Annotated in this window: 20 protein-coding genes; 12 read left to right on the forward strand and 8 right to left on the reverse strand. The window is 47.9% G+C overall.

Annotation, left to right across the window (positions count from 1 at the left end; translation table 11 throughout):
• Positions 1–60: 60 nt before the first annotated feature.
• The 4 genes from V7Q13_RS07655 (at position 61) to V7Q13_RS07670 (ending at position 4535) form a co-directional block, all read left to right on the forward strand.
• Positions 61–1467 (forward strand): PSP1 domain-containing protein, encoded by a 1407-nt coding sequence (locus V7Q13_RS07655; protein ID WP_333800093.1) that lies wholly within the window; start codon positions 61–63, stop codon positions 1465–1467.
• A 77-nt stretch (positions 1468–1544) separates the two neighbouring features.
• On the forward strand, positions 1545–1718 hold the full coding sequence (locus V7Q13_RS07660) for a hypothetical protein (protein WP_157476150.1): 174 nt from the start codon (positions 1545–1547) through the stop codon (positions 1716–1718).
• Positions 1719–2070: 352 nt separating this feature from the next.
• Positions 2071–3894, forward strand: coding sequence for a sensor histidine kinase (locus V7Q13_RS07665; protein ID WP_333800094.1), 1824 nt, complete (start codon positions 2071–2073; stop codon positions 3892–3894).
• Positions 3895–3899: 5 nt separating this feature from the next.
• Complete coding sequence (locus tag V7Q13_RS07670) at positions 3900–4535, forward strand: response regulator transcription factor (protein ID WP_333800095.1); 636 nt, start codon at positions 3900–3902, stop codon at positions 4533–4535.
• A 2-nt stretch (positions 4536–4537) separates the two neighbouring features.
• Here V7Q13_RS07670 and V7Q13_RS07675 read toward each other — a convergent pair whose 3' ends face one another.
• The 3 genes from V7Q13_RS07675 to V7Q13_RS07685 form a co-directional block, all read right to left on the reverse strand.
• On the reverse strand, positions 4538–5743 hold the full coding sequence (locus tag V7Q13_RS07675; RefSeq protein ID WP_333800096.1) for a hypothetical protein: 1206 nt from the start codon (positions 5741–5743) through the stop codon (positions 4538–4540).
• A gap of 3 nt (positions 5744–5746) precedes the next feature.
• Positions 5747–6397 (reverse strand): ATP-binding cassette domain-containing protein, encoded by a 651-nt coding sequence (locus tag V7Q13_RS07680; RefSeq protein WP_333800097.1) that lies wholly within the window; start codon positions 6395–6397, stop codon positions 5747–5749.
• Between the two features lie 88 nt (positions 6398–6485).
• Positions 6486–8240, reverse strand: a complete 1755-nt coding sequence (locus V7Q13_RS07685) for a DUF4836 family protein (protein ID WP_333800098.1) — start codon at positions 8238–8240, stop codon at positions 6486–6488.
• A 193-nt stretch (positions 8241–8433) separates the two neighbouring features.
• Here V7Q13_RS07685 and V7Q13_RS07690 point away from each other — a divergent pair, with 193 nt between their 5' ends.
• Positions 8434–8895 (forward strand): methylglyoxal synthase, encoded by a 462-nt coding sequence (locus V7Q13_RS07690; RefSeq protein WP_333800099.1) that lies wholly within the window; start codon positions 8434–8436, stop codon positions 8893–8895.
• Between the two features lie 397 nt (positions 8896–9292).
• On the opposite strand, the gene V7Q13_RS07695 is transcribed toward V7Q13_RS07690, so the two are convergent.
• Positions 9293–12208 (reverse strand): glycoside hydrolase family 3 N-terminal domain-containing protein, encoded by a 2916-nt coding sequence (locus tag V7Q13_RS07695; RefSeq protein ID WP_333800100.1) that lies wholly within the window; start codon positions 12206–12208, stop codon positions 9293–9295.
• A gap of 311 nt (positions 12209–12519) precedes the next feature.
• On the opposite strand from V7Q13_RS07695, the gene V7Q13_RS07700 reads away from it, so the two are divergent.
• The 3 genes from V7Q13_RS07700 (at position 12520) to V7Q13_RS07710 (ending at position 15612) form a co-directional block, all read left to right on the forward strand.
• Positions 12520–14043, forward strand: a complete 1524-nt coding sequence (locus V7Q13_RS07700) for a M28 family peptidase (RefSeq protein ID WP_333800101.1) — start codon at positions 12520–12522, stop codon at positions 14041–14043.
• Positions 14044–14301: 258 nt separating this feature from the next.
• Positions 14302–14715, forward strand: a complete 414-nt coding sequence (locus tag V7Q13_RS07705) for an Rrf2 family transcriptional regulator (RefSeq protein WP_333800102.1) — start codon at positions 14302–14304, stop codon at positions 14713–14715.
• Between the two features lie 45 nt (positions 14716–14760).
• Entirely contained in the window at positions 14761–15612 is an 852-nt protein-coding gene (locus tag V7Q13_RS07710) for an SDR family oxidoreductase (RefSeq protein WP_333800103.1), read from the forward strand.
• A gap of 140 nt (positions 15613–15752) precedes the next feature.
• Here the strand turns inward: V7Q13_RS07710 and V7Q13_RS07715 are convergent, their stop codons facing one another.
• Positions 15753–16145: a hypothetical protein gene (locus tag V7Q13_RS07715; RefSeq protein WP_333800104.1), complete on the reverse strand. Its 393-nt coding sequence runs from the start codon at positions 16143–16145 to the stop codon at positions 15753–15755.
• A gap of 48 nt (positions 16146–16193) precedes the next feature.
• Positions 16194–16832 (reverse strand): hypothetical protein, encoded by a 639-nt coding sequence (locus tag V7Q13_RS07720; protein WP_333800105.1) that lies wholly within the window; start codon positions 16830–16832, stop codon positions 16194–16196.
• Positions 16833–17393: 561 nt separating this feature from the next.
• On the opposite strand from V7Q13_RS07720, the gene mutL reads away from it, so the two are divergent.
• Complete coding sequence (gene mutL / locus V7Q13_RS07725; RefSeq protein ID WP_333800106.1) at positions 17394–19355, forward strand: DNA mismatch repair endonuclease MutL; 1962 nt, start codon at positions 17394–17396, stop codon at positions 19353–19355.
• A 34-nt stretch (positions 19356–19389) separates the two neighbouring features.
• Here mutL and V7Q13_RS07730 read toward each other — a convergent pair whose 3' ends face one another.
• Both V7Q13_RS07730 and V7Q13_RS07735 read right to left on the reverse strand, forming a co-directional pair.
• Positions 19390–19683 carry a hypothetical protein gene (locus tag V7Q13_RS07730; protein ID WP_333800107.1) on the reverse strand — a complete coding sequence of 98 codons (294 nt, stop codon included), beginning with the start codon at positions 19681–19683 and terminating at the stop codon, positions 19390–19392.
• Positions 19684–19828: 145 nt separating this feature from the next.
• Positions 19829–20527, reverse strand: a complete 699-nt coding sequence (locus V7Q13_RS07735) for a response regulator transcription factor (protein ID WP_333800108.1) — start codon at positions 20525–20527, stop codon at positions 19829–19831.
• A 186-nt stretch (positions 20528–20713) separates the two neighbouring features.
• Here V7Q13_RS07735 and V7Q13_RS07740 point away from each other — a divergent pair, with 186 nt between their 5' ends.
• The 3 genes from V7Q13_RS07740 (at position 20714) to V7Q13_RS07750 (ending at position 26116) form a co-directional block, all read left to right on the forward strand.
• A complete protein-coding gene (locus V7Q13_RS07740) occupies positions 20714–21085 on the forward strand; it encodes a co-chaperone GroES (protein WP_333800109.1) in 372 nt (123 codons plus the stop codon).
• 65 nt (positions 21086–21150) lie between these two features.
• On the forward strand, positions 21151–23403 hold the full coding sequence (locus tag V7Q13_RS07745; RefSeq protein ID WP_333800110.1) for a RelA/SpoT family protein: 2253 nt from the start codon (positions 21151–21153) through the stop codon (positions 23401–23403).
• A 133-nt stretch (positions 23404–23536) separates the two neighbouring features.
• The gene (locus V7Q13_RS07750; RefSeq protein ID WP_333800111.1) at positions 23537–26116 is read left to right on the forward strand and encodes a phosphoenolpyruvate carboxylase; all 2580 of its coding nucleotides are present in this window, start codon (positions 23537–23539) and stop codon (positions 26114–26116) included.
• Positions 26117–26388 lie beyond the last annotated feature (272 nt).

Here is a 26388-nt window from a genome sequence, read left to right on the forward strand (position 1 = left end):
AGGTACATAGTAACCAACGTAGTTATTGGTAATCAATCATTAGGAAAAGGGAATAGAGATATGGGATGTGGAAGTTGTGGTTCGGGCTCATCGGGCAAACCCAATGGTTGCAAAAGCAACGGCGGCTGTAGCAGCGGCGGTTGTAACCGCATGAATGTGCACGATTGGCTGGCCAATTTACCCTTTGCTGACCCCAACAGCAGTTGCAAAATTGTGGAGGTAAGCTTCAACCAGGGAAGCCGTAAAGAATATTATCGCAATGCGTCCTTGCAATATTTTGCCAAGGGCGAACTAGTAACGGTAGAAGGTGTCAGTGGTTTTGATGTAGGCGAAGTAAGCCTGAGCGGCGAACTGGTACGCATGCAGCTCAAAAAGCGCAACCTGCCCGAAGACAGTGCCGATATTAAAAAAATACTGCGCCGCAGTACACCCACCGATTTGGAGAAATGGCAGGAAAGCAAAGGCCGCGAAAAGGAAGCCCTTATTCGGAGCCGTGCCGTAGCCCGGCAGTTGGGCCTGCAAATGAAACTGGCTGAAGTAGAAATACAGGCCGATGGCAAAAAAGCCACCTTCTTTTATACTGCCGACGACCGGGTGGATTTCCGGGAGCTCATTAAAATTTTTGCCGGTGAGTTTCGGGTAAAAGTGGAAATGCGCCAGATTGGCCCCCGCCAGGAAGCGGGCAAAGTAGGTGGCATTGGCAGCTGTGGCCGTGAGCTTTGCTGCAGCACCTGGCTTACTGATTTTAAAAGTGTCAACACTACGGCAGCCCGCTACCAAAACCTGAGCATTAATCAGGCCAAGCTGAGTGGTCAGTGCGGCCGCCTCAAGTGCTGTCTCAACTACGAGCTCGATACATACCTCGATGCCCTGCAACATTTTCCCAACGATGCCGATGTACTGGAAGTAAGCCGTGGCCGGGCCTTTTTGGTGAAGAAAGATATTTTCAAAAACCTGATGTGGTACACCCTGCCCGACAGCACCAAGCAATATCCGCTGACGCTGAAACGGGTGCAGGAAATAAAAGCCATGAACCGCAACGGCGAACGCCCCGATGACCTGCAGGCTGTGGAAGTGGTGACCAACAAAGCCAGAGAAGTAGAACCCGAATTTGTAGATGTGGTAGGCCAAATAAGCCTGCGGAGCCTTGAAAAAACCAGCCGCCGCCAACGGGAAAAAGAACGGGGTAATAACGATGGCCGCAACCGTGGACAAGCACCACGTGGTACAGGTAATACGGGCAATCAACAACAACAGCAGCGGCCCCCACAACAGCGCCCCCCCCAAGGAGGCAACCAACAACAACAGGAGCAACGCCCCCCCCGGCAGCAGCAGCGACCGCCACAGCAACAAAGGCCGCCGCAGCAACCTGGTCAGCAGCAGGCAGGCGGCGGGCAGGGCAACAACCAGCGGCGCAATAAACCGCCCCGCGGACCAAGGCCTCCAAAACCTGAAGGCGAAGCCTGATTGGTAGAATTAGCAAGGAACTTGCCTATTTGATAACCCCGCTTATATTTGCAACTCAATAAACAACACCGATCCTCATGGAACAATATGTAGAAGAAGTAGCCAAGAAAAGCACCGGCAAGCATTGGGCCCTTTTCTTTTTCTGGACCATCGCCATGATGGTGCTGATGTTTTCACCCTACGGACAGTGGTTTTGGCTGCTGCTTCCTTTTGTGGTAACCGAATTTGCCAAAGCAATGGACCTGCTGTAATCAGCACAACCATTTAGAATGATACAAGAGCCCTGCAAGGAATTGCGGGGCTTTTGATTTGGTGTGGGTGCGGACCTTAACAGGCCAGAGGCAATCAACACCAAGTACACGTCCTACCAGAACGTTTCTTACATGAGTTCACAGCTACCAATTGCGAAAGCTGCAAAAGAGTTGGTGGGTTCATTTCTTTCGGGGTGTGATGCTTGTGCAAAGAGCCAGTACAAAAGCGCATGATGGCAGGCATGGCTCTACGGCAACAGCAATATTCCTACACATACAAGCATGCCGCAATACCTATTTATGGGTAATTTGCCTGCTGCAAATGAGAAACTGTCTTTTACAAAACTGGCGAATGCCTGTGGCAAAACAACCAAGACAACTGCTGTCTGCTTTTGCCATTTTATGCAGTTTGTTGATTTGTACATCAGGCTTGCAGGCGCAGTTGTCAATACGCTTGCTCCCCGATTCAGCTGTTCGCAAAGGAGAACTGCCATGGCATACACATTTTACGACAACAGCTACAAACGGACAATTCAACCCGGGCTTTACCAACACCGCATGGTGGCTTACTACCACGGTGTACAACACCGATAGTGTAGTGCAGCAATACAAGCTAGTGCTAAATAATCCGCACATCAACCTGCTAAAGTATTACCAAAATGGAAATACCACGCCGCTTCACATTACCGGCGACTGGCTGCCATTTGCCCAACGTCCTTTTCAAGACAGAGACTTTGTGTTTCCCTTGCAGATTTTGCCTCACGACAGCATACCGATTTTGTTGTTGGTAGATAAAGCAAATGAGTCGCTACAACTGCATGCCGAACTATACAGCAACGAAGCATTTGAACAAATGCGGCATCTGCAAAATTTGCTCATGGGTGCCGGTCTTGGCTGGTTGCTGTTGATAGTGTTGCTCTCTGTATTTCTCGGTATTTCCTTATCGGATAAAGCTGCGCTTATCTACGCTTTGTACGTACTGTTCACCATGGCTTGGATTGTTAGCAACTGGGGCATTGGCTTTCAGTATTTATGGCCGGAACTCACCGATTTTCCGAGCAAAGCAAGACCCGTTTTTTTGTTGCTCTGCACCGCAAGTTTTTTAGCAACGCTTCCCCAATTCTTCCCTCCTTTTAGTGGCCGCAAATGGTTGGTAAAGAGTATTCACATCAGTATTGGAGTACAGGTGACACTCGCAATCGTACTCCTTTTTTTCAACTATCAGCAATTGCCATCCGTTATAAAGGTTCCCTTTTTACAGGTATGCTCTGTATGTAGTATTATTTCGGTTGTGCTGTGTGTATTGTACCTGTGGCGCCAATGGCGAAACAATGCGCCACTCGTTGGTTATTACTTTACCGGCATTAGCTTTTTGCTGTTCGTTACGCTACTACTCAACTTGCATCAGTTTGGCATTTCTGCTGCACCCAATGAGTTTTTAAACATGTATGGCAGCAGCCTTGGCCTCATTGGTGAAAGCACCATTCTTGGTTTGGGATTTGCCCACAGAGCCAATCTTCATCGAAAACAAAAAGAACAACTGGCCCGGCAATTGCTGGAACAGGAAAAACAACTGGCAGAAAAAATCATTGCTGTAGAAGCAGAAGAACGGGCCAGAATTGGCCGCGACTTACACGATACGGTTGGCAGCATGCTGGCCACCATCAACATGCGGTTGAACAAGTTGATTCATCAGGAAAAACTACCCGAAGAAGCTACCGGGCTTCAAGCATTGATTGCTACGACCATGCAAGAAGCTCGGAGCATTTCGCACAACCTGGTGCCACCGCATTTGGCCGACATTGGATTGGAGCAAGTGATGCTCAACCACATCAACAGCATCAATCAGCAAGCAGGCTTGCAAGTACAATTTGATTATGCGGTTGACACGCAACTGCCGGAATCATTTCAGTTGCTGGTATACCGCATTTGTCATGAGTTGCTACACAACATAATGAAACATGCAGCAGCCAGCGAAGCCAACCTCAGCATTGCCGAAGACAGTGGAGCCATTCAAATCATTGCCGAAGACAATGGCAAAGGTTTCAGCAACAGTACATCGTCAAAAGGCATAGGTTTGAAAAACATCGACAACAGAATTGCATATCTGAAAGGCACACTGCACATCGACTCCAACACATCTGGCACTACCATTGTTATTACATTACCCATTTGATATTTATGCCGGAGTTAAAACCAGTTCGGATATTTCATATTGACGATCATTTGTTGTTTACACAAGGCGTGTATTCATTGCTGTACGATGTACCAGAGATAACATGGCTGGGCAGTGCTACCAACATGCAGCAAGGCTTGCAAGGCTGCCGTGTACTGCAACCCGACCTGTTGCTACTCGATTATTTTTTACCCGATGGCAATGGGCTCGACTTGGCCAAACAGTTGATGCAGGAAGACCCTTCATTGCACGTAATTTTCCTAACCATGGAAAATAGCCGCAGCATTATGCAGCAGTGTAAAGACATGGGCATTGGCGGCTATCTGCTCAAATCGACCGGCAGAACGGAACTGCTGGATGCGATAAAAACCGTGCAACAACGGCAACAATATTACATGTGGCGACAACCTGATAATTTGCCCCTGTCTGAGCACGATAAACTGCAACGTTTGAGCAAACGGGAAAGAGAAATTGTGCTGTTGGTATGCGAAGGATTGACAACCGCAGAAATTGCCGACAAGCTGAGTTTGAGTCAACTCACAGTATCCACGCACCGCAAAAATTTGCTCCGCAAACTGGATTTGAAAAATGCGGCACAACTGGCCATGCTGGCCACCCGTATTAAAGAAATGGATCGCTAAAATCAGCTGCGCAAATAACGCCGTACTGTGCTACTGTTGGTAAGCCACACCAGCAGCATCACCAGTAGCATGGCAGCAATGGTTACCCAGCTGATGAATGCTGCAATATTCATTTGCTGTGCTGCCAGCAAATAATGCATGCCGTATTGAATGCCGCTGAGCAGTAGCAATACCGTCAACATCACCGCACCATTCACGGGCATGAATTGCCGCATTAAAAATGACTGCAATGCCTTGGGTGAAGTGCCTATGGTTTTCAGCAATTCTATATCGGGCCGGCTGCTGGCAATGGTGAGTTGTATAAACAAACTGAACACCAGCATACCAAACAGCAACATTACCAAACCTATGCTGCCTACAATACCTACAATCCAGTTGACAATCACCCGCACTTTGCTGAAGCGGGTTTTATCAGTATTGGTACGCCAGCCGCGGTCAGCCAGGTATTTCACTAATTCGGGATCTGAAGGATCATTGGTTTTAATGACCAGGCGGGTAGTGAGTGGTGTAGTACTGTAGCCGTACAATTGGTTGGCCCAATCCATGCAGGATTGCGGAATTAAAATAGAATTCAAGCGGTCGGAAGTGCCTACAATATGACCTACCAATTCTGCTGAACTGCCCTTACCTGAGATCGTTATTTTCAGCGGAATTACTTTCAATGCTTCGATGGACAACTGTGGCAGATTTTGCTGGCTCATGGCCATACCCGTGTTGTACAAATCGATGAAGAATGTAGGTATGATGACAGGCAAATCCCGCTGTCCTTTTTGCCACTGCCAACTGTTGGTTTGTACATCAATAAATTCATCGGGTACACTTTCGAAATAAGCATCACTGTAAAAAGGAATGGCATCGCTGTAGCTACTCACATTCACCGAAAAATTCGACGCTGTCAACACGCCCATTTTTTCGACAAAAGGTTGTGACTGCAGGCTATCAGCTTCTGCTTTTGTAAAAGCACTCAATGCTTTATTGCTCTGCCTTTCGCCGGTGATTTGCTTGTTGATGACGAGAAAATCAGCCGTTTCATTGTCGTTGTTTTTGCCATGCAACAACTCATTAAAATTCATGAAGGTTTGCACAGCCAGCAAAATAAACATCATGGCTACACCCATGCCAATAGTAGCCATTAAAAAACGTACTTTACCAATACCGGCACGAATCAGTTTTTTGAGCAAGGGTTGTATGGAAGGCTGCGTGGCCATGGGTTACAATTGCAAATAACGGGTGTAAGAAAAATGCTGATCGTCGTCGAGATCGGTGAGCAAAAAACCAGCCTTGCGTTGGGTGCAGGCTTCTGCAATCAGCGCTGCTGCTTTGGCTGTATTTTGCTGATCGAGGTGGCTGAAAGGTTCATCCATCAGCAACCACTCAAAGGGTTGCACCAAGGCACGAATGATGGCAATGCGTTGCTGCTCGCCATAGCTACAAGTAGCCGCCTGCTGATGCAACACATGCGCCACACCCAAGCGTTCGGCCATTGCCTGCACATCTTCACTGCTGCAGTAAGGCGTAGCCGGCATGCGGCGTTTCAGTTCAATATTTTCTAAAGCTGTGAGCTGGCCAAACAACCGTAAATCCTGAAACACCACACTCAACTGTGTTTGTCTTATGTCCGCCAATGCTTCTTGCGAAAGTGCCGATACGGGTTGGTCGTTGTACAATACATTGCCCGTATAATCTTTGCGCAAATGCCAGATGATGTGGTGCAACGTGGTTTTGCCTGTACCGCTGGGGGCTTTCACCTTAATCCATTCGCTGGCATGCAGCTGCACTTGCTGGTTCCAGATTTGTGAGGAACGCTGCAATACTTTTTCCCGAATGGGTGTTGGTACAATATGGTCCAGTGTGATGGTCATGATAACGATAAAGACAACTCAGCAATATTAACCAAAAAACATTGCCATGGTTGAGTAACCATGGCAATGCACTTATTCAGGAACACAATTATTGCATTTCAATTTCAGCTTCCATGCGTTTGTACATTTCTTCCTCCTCTTTCTCTTTCGCCTTCATTTCGTCGGCTATGAACATGAGGTAACGCACCAGCTGCGGCAAGGTGTTTTTGCCCGGCGCCATTTGCATTTCACCTTTTGTCGTCAGTTTCTTGCCATCGAAGTTGCCCGAAGAAAACCATACTTCACCAAAGATTTCCTTAGAACGATTCAGGATGTTTTTCTCATGCACATCGCTGCTGTCAAACATGGTTTCAGGAATGCCTTTGAGGATAGATGGTGTGTTGAGGTAAAAACCAACACTCTGATCTTTCAAAGCAGTACGGGCTTGCTCGGGCAACTTGGCACCGGCTTTTCCGCTGGCATAGTTGGCGTACACTGTACTGTCGTTGCTGATGATCATCAGATCTCCTTCAATGCCGGCAAACACACCAAGCTGCGGCATGGGCTGCGTCATTTCACCATCTTCCACTTCTATTTGTGGTGATACAGGAATAATGCGGTTGCCTTCGCGGCGGATGCCTCCTTCTTTTTCGGCCAAACCAATCAACTTGTTGAATGCGGCTTTGTCGCCAATGCGAATGGCCATCAGCAATTTGCCGGTGGGTTCTACGCTTTTATAACTGGCGTCTTTACCAAATGTTTTTGATTCGAAAGCAAAATCGCTGAACATTACGGCAAAATCACCTTTAAAGGCTTTTGCAATTTCATCGGCAGTTACACCACCCTGACTTAAAGCCATATTTACCAAGGCTTCAACGCCCAGTTCTTTTACAAATGCAGGAAGCAATTCTGGCTTAAAGCTAAAGGCCGTTACACCATTTACATTGGCATTGGGATAACGTTCTACCAGACTCATATCCACCACAGGGCCGGCATATTTTTTCAGCAAATCGCCCAGCTTTTTGCCTACATAGCTATCACCTTCAATCACAATTTTGCCATCTTCAAAGTTGATGACAGAAGTACTGTATGCATCAGCCATCAATTCTTTTACCTGTGGCATCATGTTCATGAAAGGGTTGCTGGCTACACCTGCTGCAGACTCGCTGCTGGTAAACATGGCCACATCAGCAGGCTTTTCCATCAACTCATTGAATACATCAATGCTGGCAACGCTTTCATCTTTCTTCAGCTCAAAATATTTTTTGATGTCTTGCTTGGTATCAGTGGATAGTACAGGTGCTGTGGTATTGCCTGCTGCAGTATCGCCCATCAGGTCATTCATATCCACCATGCCATAATCTGCAGTGGATTGTTTACCCACCATCATCACCGCATCCTTTTTCCAACCAATAGAAACCATGGGCAGACTCACAACTGAAATGTCGCCCATCTTTTCAATCTTGGCGTCTTTGAATTGCTTGCCGATGAATGCTTCCAGTTTTGCAGCATCTTCCAATCCTGCTACCAGCTGAAAAGAAAGACTGCCACCGTTGAAATTCATTTCAGGTACGGCTACAAATACGCGGCTCTGAAAATCGATGCCGGCGTCTTTGAATTGCTTCCACATGTCCAGGGCTTCGGTATAACCGGTGTTGCCTTTTTCATCTTTCAGCACCTGCATCATGTTTTCGATGCTCAGCGAATCTTTCTCCAGTTTTTGTACCATGCTTTTTACATCAAAAGCCAGTACATAGCCTGCAGATTTGGGAATGTAACGTGTGTATTCGGGGCCTTTTTTGCCGCAGGAAGCCAGCACTATGGCGGCCAATACGAGGAGTCCTGCAAAACGGTTACGGTTCATAAGTGATAGTAGAATTTGACACAAAGATGCGGGGAATGCAGTGGATGCACAAACCCGCAGCCCGATAATACAAGGGCGGCAGTGAATGCCTCAAAGTGCTGGTTGTAGCTACCATGAGCGGCAGCAAAAACCTATAAACATTGGTTGTACAAACGGATTTTGCACCTGTGCAGAAAGCAGGTACTTTTCATGCATGAAATTTGAAACCAGAGAGCTGCCGGCCCGCAAACGCATTGCCATGGTAGCACACGACCATAAGAAAGATGATATTATTGAATGGGCATATTTTAACCGCGACATGCTGGCCAAACATGAACTGTTTGCCACCGGTACCACAGGTAGGTTGCTCGAAGAAAAACTGGACCGCCCGGTACGTAAACTCATGAGTGGCCCGTTGGGTGGCGATCAGCAAATTGGCGCCATGATTTCGAATGGCGAAATAGACATGCTTATATTTTTTTGGGACCCCATGGAAGCGCAACCGCATGATACCGACATTAAAGCGCTGCTTCGCTTAGCGGCCGTATGGAACATACCCATGGCTACCGACCGCAGCACCGCCGACTTTTTGCTCACCAGCCCGCTGATGCAGCACAAATACGAATGCAAAGTGCCCGACTACAGCACTTACCTCAAGCGTTCGATACCGCACTAACTCATGTACGATAATTATGAGTAAATGAATTTATTGACCCATCATTATTATTCATACCCACAGTTGAAACCGTAGGTATGAATACGGATTCATTTGGTTAGATAAAAACGTGCCGCCATTTCATTTTTCTTTGAAATGGATAAATCCATTTTCTACAAAACTGACCATCACATTGCACCCACGGTTGAAACCGTGGGCTGAAATCTGTAACCAAGAAAAATTCTTACACCTTGGTAATAGAATAGCCAAAAGCGTCACATAGGCGGGTAATAATTTGGATGAAATTACTATCACAACAAATCATAGCCCACGGTTTCAACCGTGGGATGCAATGAAGCCATGAATTTGGAAAAAACCGTTTCAACGGTTTTAAACACCCAGATTAGGCCGACACAGGCTACGGCTTTGACTGCATACTCTTGTACAGCACATCATGAATGCGGCTGCGGATGTTGAGGTCGAGCAGTGTACGATTATCGCCACCACCGGGATGCACCCGGTTGCTGAGGAAAATATATACCAGCTCAGTAGCAGGATCTACCCATACACAAGTACCAGTAAAGCCTGTGTGCCCGAAAGTGGCAGCAGAAACAAACTGCGCAGGATAAGCTGTTTTTTCATTGCGCAGGCTGTTGTTTTTCTCCGGCTTATCAAAACCCAAACCACGGCGGCTGATGGGTGTTTGATAACTGGTAAACCAATCAATGGTAGATTTTTTCAAATATTGCTTGCCATTAAACTGGCCACCATTCAACAGCATTTGATACAGTTTGGCAAGGTCTTCGGCATTGCTAAACAAACCAGCATGACCGGCCACATTGCCAAACATGGCTGCACCAGGATCATGCACATAACCCCAAACCAATTGCTGGCGAAAAACCTTTTCCTGCTCAGTAGGTGCAATGCTGCTATTGGCAAAATGCTCGTATGGTTTAAAGCCTGTAGTACGCATACCCATGGGCGCATAAAACTGCTGCTGCACATATTGCTCCAATGGCAAGCCACTCACAGCTTCTACCAACTTACCCAGCAAAATAAAATCATTATCACTGTACACATACTTCAGTTCTTTAGCAGCTACCGGGCTGGTATAAATGCGGCGATACATGGTATCTACCCAATCGTTGCGCATAAAGAGTTGGTCTGTTACCTCTACCGAAAAATTCGATTGTTTAAACGGCGTAAAAACCGCTGGCGAAGCTTTGCCAGTAGCTGCATCCGTTACTTCTTTGTAAAAAGGAATCCATGCTACCAAACCGGCCTGATGCAACAACAGGTTTTCTACCGTCAGGTTTTCCTTATCACCACCTTTGAGCCAAGGCAAATAATCGCTGGCTTTTTTCTTTACATCCACCTTGCCTTGTTCTACCAGTTTCATTACTGCTACTGTAGTAGCAGATATTTTTGTCACACTCGCCAAATCGAAAATGGTGCTGGTTTGCATGGGCAATGTTTGAGCCGCATCCAAATGGCCGTATGCTTTTTGAAACACCAGTTTGCCTTTGCGCAACACCGTTACCACACAGCCCGGCGTAGCACCTGCAGCAATGGCTTCTGCAGCAATGGCATCTATCTGGCGCAAGGTGTCGCTGCTCATGCCCACTGCTTCCGGGGCCACGGCAGCAAAGGATTTGGCCGCTGTAGCACCAGTGCCAAATTTCCAATTGCCTACGGTAACAGGCAATGACCCAGTGGCCGCAAATTGTCCTTTGAGCCAGCTGGCCGCCACCGTTTGAAACACAGAATCATCTTCATAACAAGCCACCAGGTTTTCATAGCCGGTAGAGTCGAACTGCGCCATAGCGTAAGGGTTGCCAAACAACAACAGTGAACTACCCTTTTTATTACCCAATGTTTTTACCAATGAAACTGCAGCTTCGCCCATGCTGAAATTGTTGGCCGCCTGACGACGCACATCATGTAAGCCCACCACAATGTTGGCGGGTTTGAAGGCATTGATTTTTTTCAGCAATGAATCGGCCGTTGCTGCAGTGCCATTTTTCAATGGCATAAAAAATACCTGATGCTGTTGAGCTTTCATCAACCTGGCCATAGGAATGTCAGGCACATTTCCTACTAAGATGTACGCTGTTTTGCTGCCGGCTTTTGGCTTGGTATGCATTGCATTTCCTCTTACCACTGTAAGTGCTTGTGTGGCTACTTCTTTGCGCAGCACATCTACCTGAGCATTCAAATCGTTCAGCAAATTGGTTTCATTTACTGTAGCAGTTTTACCCAACACATAATCGTATTTCGCTTCCAGCACCCGCTTGCATTTATGATACACATCATTCCAGGTCAATCTTCCTGCCTCGATGGCTTTTTTAATGGCATCAATGGTTTTGGGTACATCGGCGGGCAGGCACAGCATGTCGTTGCCGGCAATGATGCTTTGCACAGCAGCTTCGCCACTGGGAAAATATTTGGCCACCCCTTTCATTTCCAATGCATCCGTAAATGTGAGCCCGTTATAACCGAGCTCATTGCGCATCAGCGTGGTAATATTATTGTAAGAAATAGAAGTTGGTTTGTTTGGGGTGCTATCAATGGCTGGAATACTAAGATGCGCTACCATAACACTACCAATGCCTTTGGCAAAAATTTCTTTGAAAGGATACAGCTCCAACGCCGTCAGCTCATCCATGTTTTTATTGATGATGGGCAAATCGTAATGGCTGTCTACACTCACATCGCCGTGACCGGGAAAATGTTTGGCACAAGCCATTACACCGGCATCTTGCATGCCTTGCATAATGCGGGTGCCCATGAGGGCTACTTTGTATTTGTCTTCACCAAAACTGCGCACCCCTATCACCGGGTTGGCGGGGTTATTATTGATATCAACCACCGGCGCATAGTTCACATGTATGTTCATCCGCTTGCATTGGTCGGCAATGGCCTGCCCCACTTTGTACACCACGGCTGCATCATTTACCGCACCCATAGTAAGCTGATATGGAAATGATTTCACACCTGCGAAACGCATGCCCAATCCCCATTCACCATCTACCGTAACCATAATGGGCGTTTTGGCCTTGGCCTGAATGCTGTTGAGCAGTGCGGCCTGCTGCGCCGGACTACCTTGGAATAAACACACTGCACCTACATTGTATTTACCTACCCAATCGTTGGCCAAACTATCAAACATGATGGGATTGCCTTTGGCATCCATACTGCTGGTACGTATCACCATGAGCTGCGCAATGCGTTCTTCATTGCTCAACGATTGAAACACACTATCTACCCATTGTTGCTTTTGCGCCATCAACTGACCAGCACACAACATCGACATCATAAAAAGCAAGCGACGCATTTCTGAACTATTTATTGTTACTAAGGTTACGAGGGTACAAGTTTACGAGTTTACAAGTTCTCGTCCCGATAGCTATCGGGATTAGAAGTTACAGTGTTCCAAAGTTCATCAACCGATTGTGCTACCAGTTTTGCCCTTCCGACTCCGGTCGTTCCGGCTTTCGGACTTTCGGACTTTCTGACTTCACGTCTTTCTCCCAACTACTGTCTCCGGACTCTCCGTCTTTCCGACTTCCCGACTATTCCCTACATTGCCATCGCTGGATTTTTCCGGCAATCACATCTATTGATGCAGTGTTCTACCAAACTTTAATGAAAACAACCATGAACGTAAAACATGTATTGCTCGTTGGTCTTTGCCTCTGTGGCACTGCAGCCATGGCGCAGCCAACGCTCAAACAGGCCGGCAAATATGCCCAAACCATTACGCCTGCCGATTTGAAAAAACACCTGACCATTGTGGCCAGCGCCGAAATGGAAGGTCGGGAAACCGCTACCCCCGGCGAATACAAAGCCGCAGCCTACATCATCGAACAAATGAAAGCCATTGGCCTGCAACCCGGCAACAATGGCCAGTGGACACAATCGTACAACGTGTACCGCGACAGCCTGACCGAAGCTTCGCTGGAAGTAAATGGCAGCAAGCTGAACCTCTACAAAGATTTCAGTGCTACTACAGCTAACTACAACAGCCACATGAGTTTTGGCGAAGTTGTGTATGTAAACATGGAAGACAGCCTTTGGAAAAACAACAAAGTAGATGTGAGTGGCCGGCTGGTGCTGGTACGCATGAAAGCCCCAGCGGCCGGTGCCGGTGGTCGTGGCTTTTTTGGCGGCCCCGCTATGGTGGTGGGTCAGCTGCAGGCCAAAGGCGCTGCTGCCGTACTCGTACTGGGCGATCGCATCAACGATGGCAAAGAACCTGTGATGAGTGGTATGACGGTAGTAAAAGATCCTGCCCGCCAAGGCATCAACTTCTTTAGCGTATCTGACGCTGCTGCTGCACAACTGTTGGGTGCCGATGCTGCTACTGAAAAAGGCGGCAAACTGCAGAGCAAAAACATCAAAGCCAGTGTGCACTTCAGCTACCACGAAAAGCAAATCACTCTGGTGAGCAACAATATCCTCGGCTTTTTGGAAGGCACCGATAAAAAAGATGAGTTCCTGGTGGTAACCGGTCATTATGATCATATTGGCCGCCGTGGCGATATCATCAACTATGGTGCCGATGACGATGGCAGTGGCACCGTAAGTGTGCTGGAGCTGGCCGAAGCTTTTGTAAAAGCCAAAGCAGAAGGCAAGGGCCCCCGCCGCAGCATTTTGTTTATGACTGTGAGTGGTGAAGAAAAAGGTTTGTGGGGTAGTGCACACTACGGCAACAATCCTGTGTATCCGTTGGAAAAAACAACCGCCAACCTCAACATCGATATGATTGGCCGCACCGATACCGTGTACGAAAGCAAAAAAGATTCTGCTTTGTATGTGTACCTCGTAGGTGAAGACAAGCTGAGCAGCGACCTGCCCGGCGTATCTGTACTGGCCAACAAAAATTTGAAAATGGTGCTCGATGGCCGCTACAACGACCCGCTGGATAAGAGCCGCATTTACTTCCGCAGCGACCACTACAATTTTGCCAAGCATGGTGTACCCATCCTGTTTTACTTCGATGGCATTCACCGCGACTACCACCGCCCAACCGATACGGTAGACAAAATTGAATTTGAGCTGATGGCCAAACGTGCCCAGCTGGTATTCCTCACCGCCTGGGAAATAGCCAACCGCAACGAGATGCTGAAGCGTGACAAGCCATTGCCTGCTACAGCACTCACCAGATAATGTTGAGGTTAGAAGTACGAGTTACGAAGTGTCTTCAACCATGTAAAAGCGTAGGAATTTTTCCTACGCTTTTTCTTTTTTGGGGGTCAGCGGTGGTACTACTATGTATCAGCAGTGGCGTTGGCACCATTCAACCAATTACTACTATGTAGCTTTCCCTTTTTTGTCCGCTACTTCAGGAAAGGCCGTATTGCTTTCAGTAATTTTTAATGTAACTATATTTGTTACATTAAAAACAAGTCCTACATTTGCCCCATTATGAACAATGCCAGGTTTGCAACCAACATGCACATTCTCACCCTGCTGGCCAGCATGCCTGGCGAGTGGCAGAGTTCTGAGTGGCTGGCCACCAGCATCAACATCAACCCCGTGATGGTGCGCAAAGAACTGAGTGTGTTGCAGGCAGCAGGGCTGGTAGTAACCCGCAAAGGCAAAGATGGCGGATCGATGCTGGGCAAGCCCCCGGCAGCCATTACACTGGCCGAAGTGTATGCCGCCATCAAACAATCGGAAGTGCTGGGCCGCAAAAACCTGAACCCCAATCATAAATGCCCTGTAGGCAAAAACATCAATAAAAAACTCGATCAACTGTTTCTGGAAACAGACGAGATAATAGCTGCTTTTTTAGCAGGCAAAACCCTCGCCAGTTTTGTAGCCCAATTTCACCGTTAATTTTTTTTATTCATAATTGTAACATTTTTAATTACATTTTATTCTATGAAAACAGGTATCACAGGCGCCACCGGACAGCTGGGTCAGCTGGTAGTAGCACAACTCTTACAAAGAACCGAAGCCAGCCAGTTGGTGGCTCTCGTTCGCAACACAGAAAAAGCCGCATCACTCGGCATTGAAGCAAGGGCATTCGATTACAGCCAACCCGATGTATATGCATTGCAGGGTATTGATCAACTCTTGTTGATTTCGGGCAATGAAATTGGCCAACGCAAAACACAACACGGAAATGTAATTCGTGCTGCACAGCAAGCCGGCGTACAATTGATAGTATACACCAGTTTGTTGCATGCCGATACATCTCGCATTAGCCTTGCCGAAGAACATGTGGCCACAGAGCAATTGTTGCAGGCATCGGGCATACCGCATGTGATTTTGCGCAATGGCTGGTACAACGAAAACTATGCAAACGCGATAGCAGGTGCATTGCATGCAGGCGCCATAGCAGGCAGTTCGGGTGATGGCAAAATTTCTTCTGCCGCCCGTATAGATTTTGCGGAAGCTGCAGCTGTGGTGCTGACAAGCACCGGCCACGAAGGCAAAGTGTACGAACTAGCAGGCAGCAGCAGCTATACGCTTACCGAGCTGGCTGCCATTGTAGCGGAGCAAGCAGGCAAGCCCGTGCAGTACAACAACCTGCCGGTAGCAGACTACGCCAAACTACTCAGCAGTTTTGGCTTGCCCGAACCATTGGCAGCAACCATTGCCGGATGGGAAACAGGCATTGCGCAAAACGATTTGCTGGACGAACAGCAGCAACTGGCGCAATTGATTGGCCGCCCCACCACACCCATCGCTGAAACAGTACGTGAAGTGTTGGCTGGTGCTGCACAGTAATTTTCCATAATCCTTCAATAAAAAAGCGAAGCGCCAAAACGCTTCGCTTTTTTACTATTGATACAGGAGAAAAGATAGCTGGAAGTAACGGTCATGTATTACTGCAAAAGACTCGTACTTCTTACCTCGTACTTCTTTCCTTAACCTCTGCGGGAAGGACCAGTGCGGCGGTCGACTTTGTTTTCGGCACGGTCGCGGCGGTTTTCTTTACGGTCTCTTTTGTCTTCGGCTTTATCGCGGCGGTCTTCTTTTTTATCCCGTACATCTTCTTTGCGGTCTCTTACATCTTCGAGTTTATCGCGGCGGCCACCATCGTGTTGGGCATCCCGTACATCTTCGCGTTTGTCGCGACGGTCTTCGGCTTTGTCCCGCTTGTCTTCGCGGCGGTCGCGGCGGTTTTCCTTGCGGTCACGAACGTCTTCTTTTTTGTCCCGTACATCTTCTTTGCGGTCGCGGGTTTGGGCCTGGGTGGTAAAAGTGGCGAGTGCAATGGCGGCAGTCAGCAGGAGTTGTTTGGTAGTAGTGCGTGTCATGTTCTTTCGGTTTTTGTGCAGGTATGACGCAGCATGACGAGGGAACGTTTAATGAGGGGTGGAGATTTTTTTTGGGGAGGACGGCCAATAGCTGCGCATGATACTGACAATTGCACCGCCTACCAAAGCAGCATAACAACACCACCAATACCAATAGGGAAGGATGTTGTTGTCAAAATACATTTTCATTTTTTCAAGCATTCCCGGTGGTTGTTCTTCAACATTGATCACTTTACAAATTACTCCGCCACAAGTCATAACTTCATTATTAGGTGGTGGATCTGCAAAAATGTAAAACGTATCTCTTGCCAAAGCATATCGTTTGTGTTCGTTAATCAAACAGATATTGATGAGGCTTACAAAATCGTTGAACGTGGCAGATGGCAACAATACTGCCGCCACTACCCTATTGGTATCGTGAGTGAGCTTTAGTTGTAAGGCTTCTTGTTGTATCATTTGCAGCGACAGTTTGCTTTGTGCAGCAACTTCTCCTAACCAAAATCTGGTTTGCTGCTTGCTTTGCACCCTCTGCTCAATGCCCGGAACTGTATATGCCATGAATTGATCGTCTTCCGGATTTTTATCCTTTGGTAAATAAAAACTTACTGTAGTTGGGGGGTGCAGCTTAGGCTCCGCGGTATAATAAAAAAGCGGAAACAGCAGCAGTAAGCTGATGAAGCCAGGCACATAATATAGTTTTGGTAGCATGTATTGTTGATGCAATGGGTTGCTGGATTGCACACACTATCTGGCATAATTCATGTCATCCATGCAGCTTAGATACGCTACAACTCATAGCTGATTTATGTACAACAGCTGATGGGCTGCCGGATGGAAGCGGTAGCCCCCGACGCCGCAGGTCGGGGCTACAAGCGGACAGCCGGAACTGTTGCTGAGCATGCACCGCTGCTGACAGCCCCAATTAATCTCTACGCTTATTAATGTGTGATGCCGCCCCTACAGGGCTTTTGGATTAAGGGCTTGTTGTATCCATGGGCGTTGCCCATGGCTGAAGTAGGTCGCCCTTGCAGGGCTGGGAAAGCAAATGGACGACAGACTACGGACCACCGACTCCGGTCTTCCGGACGCTGATTGAAGAGATGCTTCCTTCGTCAGCATGACGAAAACTCCCGGCTTCCGTCTTCCGGACTTTCGGTCTTCCGGACTTCCCGTCTTTCCGTCTCCGGACTACTATCTACCGACTCTCCCCGAACCCCTATTTTTGCCGGCTACAAGGAGAAACTGCGAGTGCCCGATATTATACAACTGCTACCAGACCACATTGCCAACCAGATAGCCGCCGGAGAAGTGATTCAGCGACCAGCCAGTGCCGTAAAGGAACTGCTGGAAAACGCCATTGACGCCGGGGCTACCGACTTACAACTGATTGTAACCGATGCAGGCAAAGGACTGGTGCAGGTGATAGACAATGGCAAGGGCATGAGTGCGACCGATGCCCGCATGGCCTTTGAGCGGCATGCCACCAGCAAAATCAAAACCATCGAAGACCTGTTTAGCCTGCGTACCATGGGCTTTCGGGGCGAGGCGCTGGCCAGCATTGCGGCCGTGGCACAGGTGGAACTAAAAACCCGCCGGGCCGAAGACGAACTGGGCACTTTCATCCGCATCGAAAACAGCGTGGTGGTACAGCAAGAGCCGGTGCAATGCCCCGTGGGCACCAGCATCAGCATGAAAAATGTGTTTTTCAATGTGCCGGCCCGCCGCAATTTTTTGAAAAGCAATAACACCGAGCTGCGCAACATCATGGATGAATTTACCCGGGTGGGCATGGCTTTTCCGGATGTGCGGTTTAGCCTTACCAGCAACGGGCAGCAGGTGTTTATGCTGGAAAAAGGCAGCCTCAAACAGCGCATTGTACAACTGCTGGGCAGCCAGTACAATACCAAGCTGGTACCCATTAAAGAAGATACCGATTACCTCACCATCAGCGGTTTTGTAGGCAAGCCCGATACGGCCCGCAAAACCCGTGGCGACCAATACTTTTTCATCAACAACCGCTTTATTAAAAGTGCCTACCTCAACCATGCGGTAACCCATGCATATGAAGACCTGCTGGCGAAAGACAGCTACCCTTCGTATGTGCTGTTTATACAACTTGACCCGCAGCATGTGGACATCAACGTGCACCCCACCAAGCAGGAAATAAAGTTTGATGATGAAAAGATTGTGTATGCTTTTGTGCAGGCTGCCATCAAGCATGCACTGGCGCAGTTCAGCATTGCGCCGTCGCTTGATTTTAGCCTCAATGCCGATATACAACAACTGGATGCCGTGAGTAAACCGGTGACCGATGACATAGCCGAACGCACCATCAGCAGCAGTTTGTACCAAACCTTTACACAAAAAAATCAGGCGCACAAAATTGAACCCAGTGCTGGTGCCATGCGCCCCATGCCCGGCAGTTGGATAGCAGAAAAACAACAGACGGTTGACATTCAAAAAGCTGCTCAACAAGCGGGTGGCTTCAGTTCTCCCCCACCGGGGGAGTTAGAGGGGGCTGCTGGCTGGCAAAGTGAACTGGCCAAACTAAAAGAGCAACTCTTTGAGATTTCGCCCAAAACGCCATACTACGATTTTGAACATGAGCAGCGGCCCATCAGCCGCGAAAAGCGTTTTCAGTGGATACCCGAAACGCCGCTCATGCAGGTACACTGGGCGTACATCATTGCCATTACCAACCATGGCTATTTGCTCATTCACCAGCAGGGTGCTCACGAACGTATTTTGTATGAGCAATTGCAAAAAGCCATCTTCGGTAAACCCATTGCCACACAGCAAAGTCTGTTTCCGGTGAGCATTGAATTGCAACCTGCCGATGCTGTGCTGCTGACAGAACTTTTGCCCGATATGCTGCAACTCGGCTATCAGGTAGAACCCTTTGGCCACAACAGTTTTATTATACACGGCACGCCTGCCGATGTAGACAGCGGCAATGAGCAAAAAGCCATTGAGCACATACTGGAACATTACAAAAACTTCATTGCAGAAGTGAAGTTTAGCCGCCGCGAAAAACTCATTCGCACCCTGGCCTGGCAGCAAAGCATCAAGGCGGGCCGCAACCTCAGCGAAAAGGAAATGCGCAGCTTGGTGGAGCAACTGTTTTTATGTACCACGCCCAACACCACACCAGGCGGCAAGCCTACGTATGTGGAGTACTCCACCGATCAGCTGCAGAGAATTTTCGGGTAACATTCGGCTGCACCAATAGCTGTGCGTGGCTGTATTAAAAACGATACCGACTGTTGAATTGCAGTAGTTGCTCCCTTATAAACCGAATGGTAGCCAAACCACCCATGAGCGGCGCACCAATACGGCGCCAAATGAGTACCAGCAAGGCGGCAGCTACACCTCCACCCAACAGTACACCAGCCAGTGTACCCCAAGCTACTATGGCCAATCCGCTTAGGCTGATAGACGTAAGCCATACCATCAAACCGGTAACTACTATACCGGCCAGCGCAAACCAGCCAAACCACAATAGCAGTAAGATGTTGCGAAAAATTTTCAATGTTTTCATACTGTAGTTGTATCCATTTACATACCAAAAAACACAATCCCCCGCCATACTGGCAGGGGATTGAAATATTTAAGACTTTTTAAGCTAAAAGCCGAAGGCTAAAGGCTCCTCTCCTTTTAGAGAGAGGCGGGGATGAGGGTTTGTATTACGCTTCCTTCTCCACCAATCTAAAGCCGTTACCGTGGATATTTACAATCTCCAGGTTTTCGTCTTCCTTCAGGTATTTGCGCAGCTTGGCAATGTACACATCCATACTGCGGCCGTTGAAATAGGTATCGCTACCCCAAATTTTCTTGAGGGCTTTTTCGCGGGGCAGCAGGTCGTTTTTGTGCTCGGCCAGCATACGCAGCAGTTCATTTTCTTTGGGGCTCAGTGTTTGTGTTTTGCCGGCAATGCTCAGCTCCCGCAGCTTGGGGTTGAAGTGGAAATTGCCCAAGTCAAACTCCATGTTTTCCTGTTCGCGGTTCATCTCTTCATTGCGCTTCAAAATGGCTTTGATTTTGTGCAGCAACACCTCGCTGTCGAAAGGCTTGGTGATGTAGTCATCGGCACCCAGTTTGTAGCCTTGAATGATGTCTTCTTTCATGGTTTTGGCACTCAGGAAAAACAGCGGTATATCCGGATCTACATCGCGGATTTCTTCGGCCAGTGTAAAGCCATCCATATTGGGCATCATTACATCCAGCAAGCATATATCAAACTTCTCCCGTTGAAAAGCAGCAAGACCAAGGCGGCCGTCACGCTCCAGGGTTACATCGTAGTCGTTCAGTTCGAGGTAGTTCTTCAATACCATGCCCAGATTGGTGTCATCTTCGCACAGCAGAATCTTGTATTTCTTTTCCATATCAATGGTGTTTGTACAAATAAAAATAGAAAATAGCAGCCCCCCGTCCAATAAATTGTTAATGAGCGGGTTAATGCTGCATGCAGGCTATGGCGTTTACCTGTATTTTAGTCACTGCGATCTGACAATTTGTAACCACCGATTGCAACTGTATACAAGTTGTAGTAGTACCCAAAACACATGGCTATGATTCTTACTTCTGATAATACGTTCAAAAAACTCATTGTGATTGGCGACCGGGTGCTCATTCGTCCAAGCAAGCCCGAAGAGAAAACCGTGAGTGGCCTGTATTTGCCACCAGGGGTACAGGAAAAGGAAAAAGTGCAGCAAGGATATGTCATCAAAACCGGGCCGGGCTATGCCATACCCATGCCGGTAGATAGTGAGCCGTGGAAAGCTGAAGAAGATCAGGTAAAATACATTCCGTTGCAAGCCCGTGAAGGCGACCTTGCCATTTTTTTGGTAAGTGGTGCTACAGAAGTTATGTATGAAGGTGAAAAGTATTTTATTGTACCGCAAAGCGCCATACTGATGCTGGAGCGGGAAGAAGATTTATAACCTATTTTAGGGCCGGTCTGCATCAGTGCAGCGCCGCTTATCTTTACCGCATTAGAACAGTGCCATTGGAAACACCAGCCGTACCTACGAAAACGTATACTCTCAACGAGGAACAGGAGAAAAACGAAATCCTGCGGAAATACCGTGCCTTGCTACGGGTGCTCAAACCCAAGCTTAAGCCCGGCGACCGGGAGCTGGTGCGGCATTCATTTGAAATGGCCGCCGATGCCCACAAAACCATGCGGCGCAAAAGCGGTGAGCCTTACATTTTACACCCCATTGCCGTGGCCATGATTTGTGCCGAAGAAATTGGCCTTGGGGTACGCAGCACTATTTGTGCCCTGCTGCACGATACGGTAGAAGACACCGAAGTAACGCTGGAAGATGTGCAGCGGGAATTTGGCAATGAGATAGCCCGCATTGTAGACGGTCTTACTAAAATCAGCAATGTAATAGATGCCAGCAGCAGCCAGCAAGCCGAAAATTTTAAAAAAATACTGCTCACTCTAACCGATGACCCAAGGGTGATTTTGATAAAACTGGCCGACCGCCTGCACAACATGCGTACCCTGGACAGCATGAAGCGGGAAAAGCAGTTGAAAATAGCCAGCGAAACCATTTGGGTGTACACGCCGCTGGCACACCGCATGGGCCTGTATGCTATTAAAACGGAGCTCGAAGATTTATCCATGAAGTACATGGAGCCCGATGCCTACCGCGACATAGCCCAAAAACTGGCCGAAACCAAACGGGAACGCAGCCGCTACATCAACGAGTTCATTCGCCCACTCAAAGAAAAAATAGAACAAACCGGGCTGAAGTTTGACATCTACGGCCGGCCCAAAAGCATACACTCCATCTGGAATAAAATCAAAAAGAAAGGTGTAAGCTTTGAAGAAGTGTACGACCTCTTTGCCATCCGGGTCATTCTCGATTCGGAATTACAAGCCGAAAAAGCCGACTGCTGGAAGGTGTACAGTATCATTACCAGCGAGTATCAGCCGCAACCCGAACGCCTCCGCGACTGGCTGAGCCGCCCCAAAAGCAATGGCTACGAAGCTTTGCACACCACTGTAATGGGGCCACAAGGCCGCTGGGTAGAAGTGCAGGTGCGCAGCCGCCGTATGGATGAAATAGCCGAACGTGGTTTGGCCGCCCATTTCAAATACAAAGAAGGCACGGGGCATGAAGACCGTTTTGACAAGTGGTTTCAGCAGATACGGGATGTGATTGGCTCACCCGATGCCGACTCGGTAGACTTTCTGAATGATTTCAAAACCAGTTTTCTGGCCGAAGAAATATATGTGTATACGCCACGGGGCGATGTAAAAATGCTGCCCGCAGGCAGTACTGCCCTCGACTTTGCGTTTTACATCCACAGTGCCATTGGCAGCAAAACCATTGGTGCCAAAGTAAACCACAAGCTGGTGCCCATTGGCCACAAACTGCGCAGCGGCGATCAAATTGAAATCATTACCAGCAACAAGCAAAAGCCGCATGAAGATTGGCTGAACCTGGTAATTACGGCCAAGGCTAAAAGCAAAATAAAAGATTCACTAAAAGAGGAAAAACGCAAAATAGCCGACGACGGCAAATACATTTTGCAGAAGAAACTGGAAGGCATGAAAGCGGCTGTTACGCCCGGCAACGTGGAGCTCATAACCCAGTTTTACAAGCTCTCTTCTTCGCTGGATTTGTATTACAATATCGCCATAAAAAATATCGACCTCAAAGAGCTGAAAGAATTTCAGGTGTTTGGCGACCGGCTTGATTTGCCAAGACCTAAGCATCAGGAGCACAAACCGCAAGAGCATCACCACGATCACCACAAACCACTTGTTCCTCCGAAAGACACGGAGCTGATTATTTTTGGCGAAAGCGGCGACCAGTTTAAATACACGCTGGCCAACTGTTGCAAGCCCATTCCAGGCGATGATGTATTTGGCTTTATAACAGCTACCGAAGGCTTGAAAATACACCGCACCAGCTGCCCAAATGCTGCCAGGCTGCTGGCTAACTATGGCCACCGGGTGGTAAAAACCAAGTGGGCCAAAAACAAAGACATCGCTTTTCTCACCGGTATTAAAATCATTGGGCTCGATGATGTGGGTGTTATCAATAAAATAACCAACATCATTAGCGGCGACATGCGCATCAACATCAATGCCCTTACCATCGAAAGCCGCGATGGCTTGTTTGAAGGCAACATAAAAGTGTATGTGCACGACAAAGAAGAGCTGAACGAACTGGTGAGCAGGCTCAAAAGTTTGCGTGGCATACAAACGGTTGACCGGTTTGATCCTGAAGAAAACAAGTAGTGTTTGTTTGGCTTGTGGCAAACGGTAGCGACAGTTTCACGAAGGCTTTATCCAATGCTGTCCGGCATTTTCCTTAGTTTAGCATGCTGCCTGATGTAATACGATTGCTGCCTAAGAAGTATATTCATCAGATATGGATCCAAACTCACTAACGCAACTTGAACGCTTCAAAAATGAAGTAGGCATCAAGTTTCAGTTGTTCAACAGCCTGTTTACCAGCCTGCCTTTTCATCGCATTGAAAAAACGGGTATCCTTTTGTCGTTGCTACTCAGCAACTGCGAAGAAGGCTACGACAAAGGCATGAGCCCCGTAGACATTCTCAACGATTTTTTTGATAAACATACCGGTCGCAAATCGGAAGAAGAACGCATTGATTTGCTGTTTCGTTTTTTGCAATATGCCGAGCGGCAAATTGTGTTGTTTGATGCGCTGGAAGATGCAGCGTTCAGAGACCTGCACGACTTTGCCGGTACCGGTTCGCTCAAGCAACTACAGGCAGGGGTAGAGCAGGAAAATCAGCAGGCTGTGCTGCAAGAACTGATGCAGCATTTTGCCATTCGGCTGGTGCTTACTGCACACCCTACGCAGTTTTATCCAGGCGAAGTGTTGGGCATTATTCATGACCTCGCCAAAGCCCTGAGCGAAGACAATAACGCACAGGTAAATATGTACCTGCAGCAGCTGGGCAAAACACCTTTTTTGAAAAAAGAAAAACCTACCCCATATGATGAAGCCATCAGCCTGGTGTGGTTTTTAGAAAATATATTTTATGCTGCAGCAGGTCGTATTCTGTTTTTTATGAAACGGCACCTGCAGTATGTACCCAACCCGAAAAACCCTATTATCCGGTTGGGTTTTTGGCCGGGCGGCGACCGTGATGGTAACCCATTTGTAAAAGTGGATACCACATTGAAAGTGGCCAAAGAACTGCGCACCAGCATTTTAAAATGCTACTACCTGGATATCCGGAAACTGAAGCGCCGCCTCACTTTTAAGGGTGTTACCAAACCTTTGGCCGAACTGGAAAAGCTACTCTACGACCATGTATTTGTGCCGGGTTACGAAAGCGAATTGGTGCTGCAGGATATTTTAGGGCCGCTGTTGCACATTCGGCAAACACTGAAAAAAGAGCACAACGGGTTGTTTATTCATTTGGTAGAAACCCTCATTAATAAAGTAGAAGTGTTTGGGCTTCATTTTGCTTCGCTGGATGTGCGGCAAGACAGCAGTGTACACACGGCACTGTGGCAAGAGCTGGCCAAAGTGCCTGGCATTTTGCCAGATGGCTATGCCCAGTTGGATGCCGTAGGCAAAATGGATGCCATTATGCAATTGCAGCAGCAATTGTCGCCCAATGTGCTGAGCAACGAAATACATCAGGATACGTTGAAAATACCAGCCACCATCTGCGAAATACAGCGGTTGAATGGTGAAGCCGGTTGCCACCGCTACATTATCAGCCAGTGCCAGAGTGCACTAAATGTGCTGGAAGTATTTGGCCTGTTTTTGCTGAATGGCTGGCAACCAGAAAAAATGCCGGTAGACATTGTGCCTTTGTTTGAAACCATCGACGACTTGCAAGGTGCGGCGGCCATTATGGAAACATTGTACATGCAGCCCGGCTACCGGGAGCACCTGCGCCGCCGCGGCCATCAGCAAACCATTATGCTGGGCTTTAGCGATGGCACCAAAGATGGCGGCTATCTTATGGCCAACTGGTGTATTTACAAAGCCAAAGAAGAACTCACCATGCTCAGCCGCAAGTATGATATTGAGGTGGTATTTTTTGATGGCCGTGGTGGCCCGCCCAGCCGTGGCGGTGGCAAAACGCATAAGTTTTACGCCAGCATGGGGCAAAACATTTCGAACCGCGAAATACAATTAACCATACAAGGACAAACCGTAAGTTCCAACTTTGGCACCGTAGATGCTGCACAGTTCAACATGGAGCAACTGATGAATGCCGGTTTGAGCAGCACCCTGTTTGCCTCAAAACTATCCACCCTGGAAAAAGCAGAAGAGCAAATACTGGTAGAACTGGCCAACCTCGGGTACAAAAGTTATCAGGGATTGAAAAATCACCCCAACTTTTTGGATTACCTGAGCAGTGCCAGTCCGCTACGCTTTTATGCCGACACCAATATTGGCAGCCGGCCGGCCAAGCGGGGAGGCTCTGCAAAACTGGCGTTGAAAGACCTGCGGGCCATCCCATTTGTAGGTGCATGGAGCCAGATAAAGCAAAACGTAACCGGCTATTATGGCGTGGGCACGGCTTTGCATCATTTTGAAACTGCCGGCCGTTGGCAGGAAGTGGCCGATCTCTATCAGCAATCGTTGTTCTTCCGCACACTGATTGATAACAGCGAAATGGCCATGAAAAAATGCTTCTTTCCGCTAACGGCGTACCTGGGAGAGCATGCCGTATATGGCAAAGTATGGCATATGATACACGACGAGTATAACCTTACCCGCAAAATGGTGCTGAAACTGAGCGGTAATACCGAACTTATGGGCAACTACCCGGTGGAGCAGCTGAGCATACAAATGCGGGAACGCATTGTAATACCGCTCACAACCATACAGCAGTTTGGGCTGGCACAGCTCCGGCGTATGGAAGAACAGGTAATGACCTCGCCACTCAAAAACAAATACGAAAAGCTGGTGATGCGTTGCTCTTTTGGCATTATCAATGCTGGCAGAAACAGTGCTTAAAAAGTTTTTTATCCCTCGGTCATATTCTTGCAAAGGAAATTCAGCATTACAACAATGAATTTCTTACTTTGCAATAAGTAAATACCCCAAAAACCATTTCGCTTACCAACCCATTTTTACTGAAGAAAAGTGATATACTCCTGCGGGTACAGTTACAAAACTTGTAGCGTAGGTGTTGCCTATTGCTATTGCAATTGTAGCTGCTGCTTTTCTTAAGAACCCAAGATTGATTGAATAAACTTCGCCATTTATCATTTAATAGCATAAACCTA

The organism is Phnomibacter sp. (genome assembly GCF_036803085.1).
Classification (GTDB): domain Bacteria; phylum Bacteroidota; class Bacteroidia; order Chitinophagales; family Chitinophagaceae; genus Phnomibacter.

Bases quoted from the DNA above. Each gene is read 5' to 3' on its own strand.
- V7Q13_RS07670 (WP_333800095.1), top strand. From the start codon at position 3,900: ATGCCGGAGTTAAAACCAGTTCGGATATTTCATATTGACGATCATTTG.
- V7Q13_RS07700 (WP_333800101.1), top strand. From the start codon at position 12,520: ATGAAAACAACCATGAACGTAAAACATGTATTGCTCGTTGGTCTTTGC.
- V7Q13_RS07665 (WP_333800094.1), top strand. From the start codon at position 2,071: ATGCCTGTGGCAAAACAACCAAGACAACTGCTGTCTGCTTTTGCCATT.
- V7Q13_RS07675 (WP_333800096.1), bottom strand. From the start codon at position 5,743: ATGGCCACGCAGCCTTCCATACAACCCTTGCTCAAAAAACTGATTCGT.
- V7Q13_RS07685 (WP_333800098.1), bottom strand. From the start codon at position 8,240: ATGAACCGTAACCGTTTTGCAGGACTCCTCGTATTGGCCGCCATAGTG.
- V7Q13_RS07705 (WP_333800102.1), top strand. From the start codon at position 14,302: ATGAACAATGCCAGGTTTGCAACCAACATGCACATTCTCACCCTGCTG.
- V7Q13_RS07750 (WP_333800111.1), top strand. From the start codon at position 23,537: ATGGATCCAAACTCACTAACGCAACTTGAACGCTTCAAAAATGAAGTA.
- V7Q13_RS07730 (WP_333800107.1), bottom strand. From the start codon at position 19,683: ATGAAAACATTGAAAATTTTTCGCAACATCTTACTGCTATTGTGGTTT.
- V7Q13_RS07735 (WP_333800108.1), bottom strand. From the start codon at position 20,527: ATGGAAAAGAAATACAAGATTCTGCTGTGCGAAGATGACACCAATCTG.
- V7Q13_RS07740 (WP_333800109.1), top strand. From the start codon at position 20,714: ATGATTCTTACTTCTGATAATACGTTCAAAAAACTCATTGTGATTGGC.
- V7Q13_RS07710 (WP_333800103.1), top strand. From the start codon at position 14,761: ATGAAAACAGGTATCACAGGCGCCACCGGACAGCTGGGTCAGCTGGTA.
- V7Q13_RS07695 (WP_333800100.1), bottom strand. From the start codon at position 12,208: ATGCGTCGCTTGCTTTTTATGATGTCGATGTTGTGTGCTGGTCAGTTG.
- V7Q13_RS07655 (WP_333800093.1), top strand. From the start codon at position 61: ATGGGATGTGGAAGTTGTGGTTCGGGCTCATCGGGCAAACCCAATGGT.
- V7Q13_RS07680 (WP_333800097.1), bottom strand. From the start codon at position 6,397: ATGACCATCACACTGGACCATATTGTACCAACACCCATTCGGGAAAAA.
- V7Q13_RS07660 (WP_157476150.1), top strand. From the start codon at position 1,545: ATGGAACAATATGTAGAAGAAGTAGCCAAGAAAAGCACCGGCAAGCAT.
- V7Q13_RS07690 (WP_333800099.1), top strand. From the start codon at position 8,434: ATGAAATTTGAAACCAGAGAGCTGCCGGCCCGCAAACGCATTGCCATG.
- V7Q13_RS07715 (WP_333800104.1), bottom strand. From the start codon at position 16,145: ATGACACGCACTACTACCAAACAACTCCTGCTGACTGCCGCCATTGCA.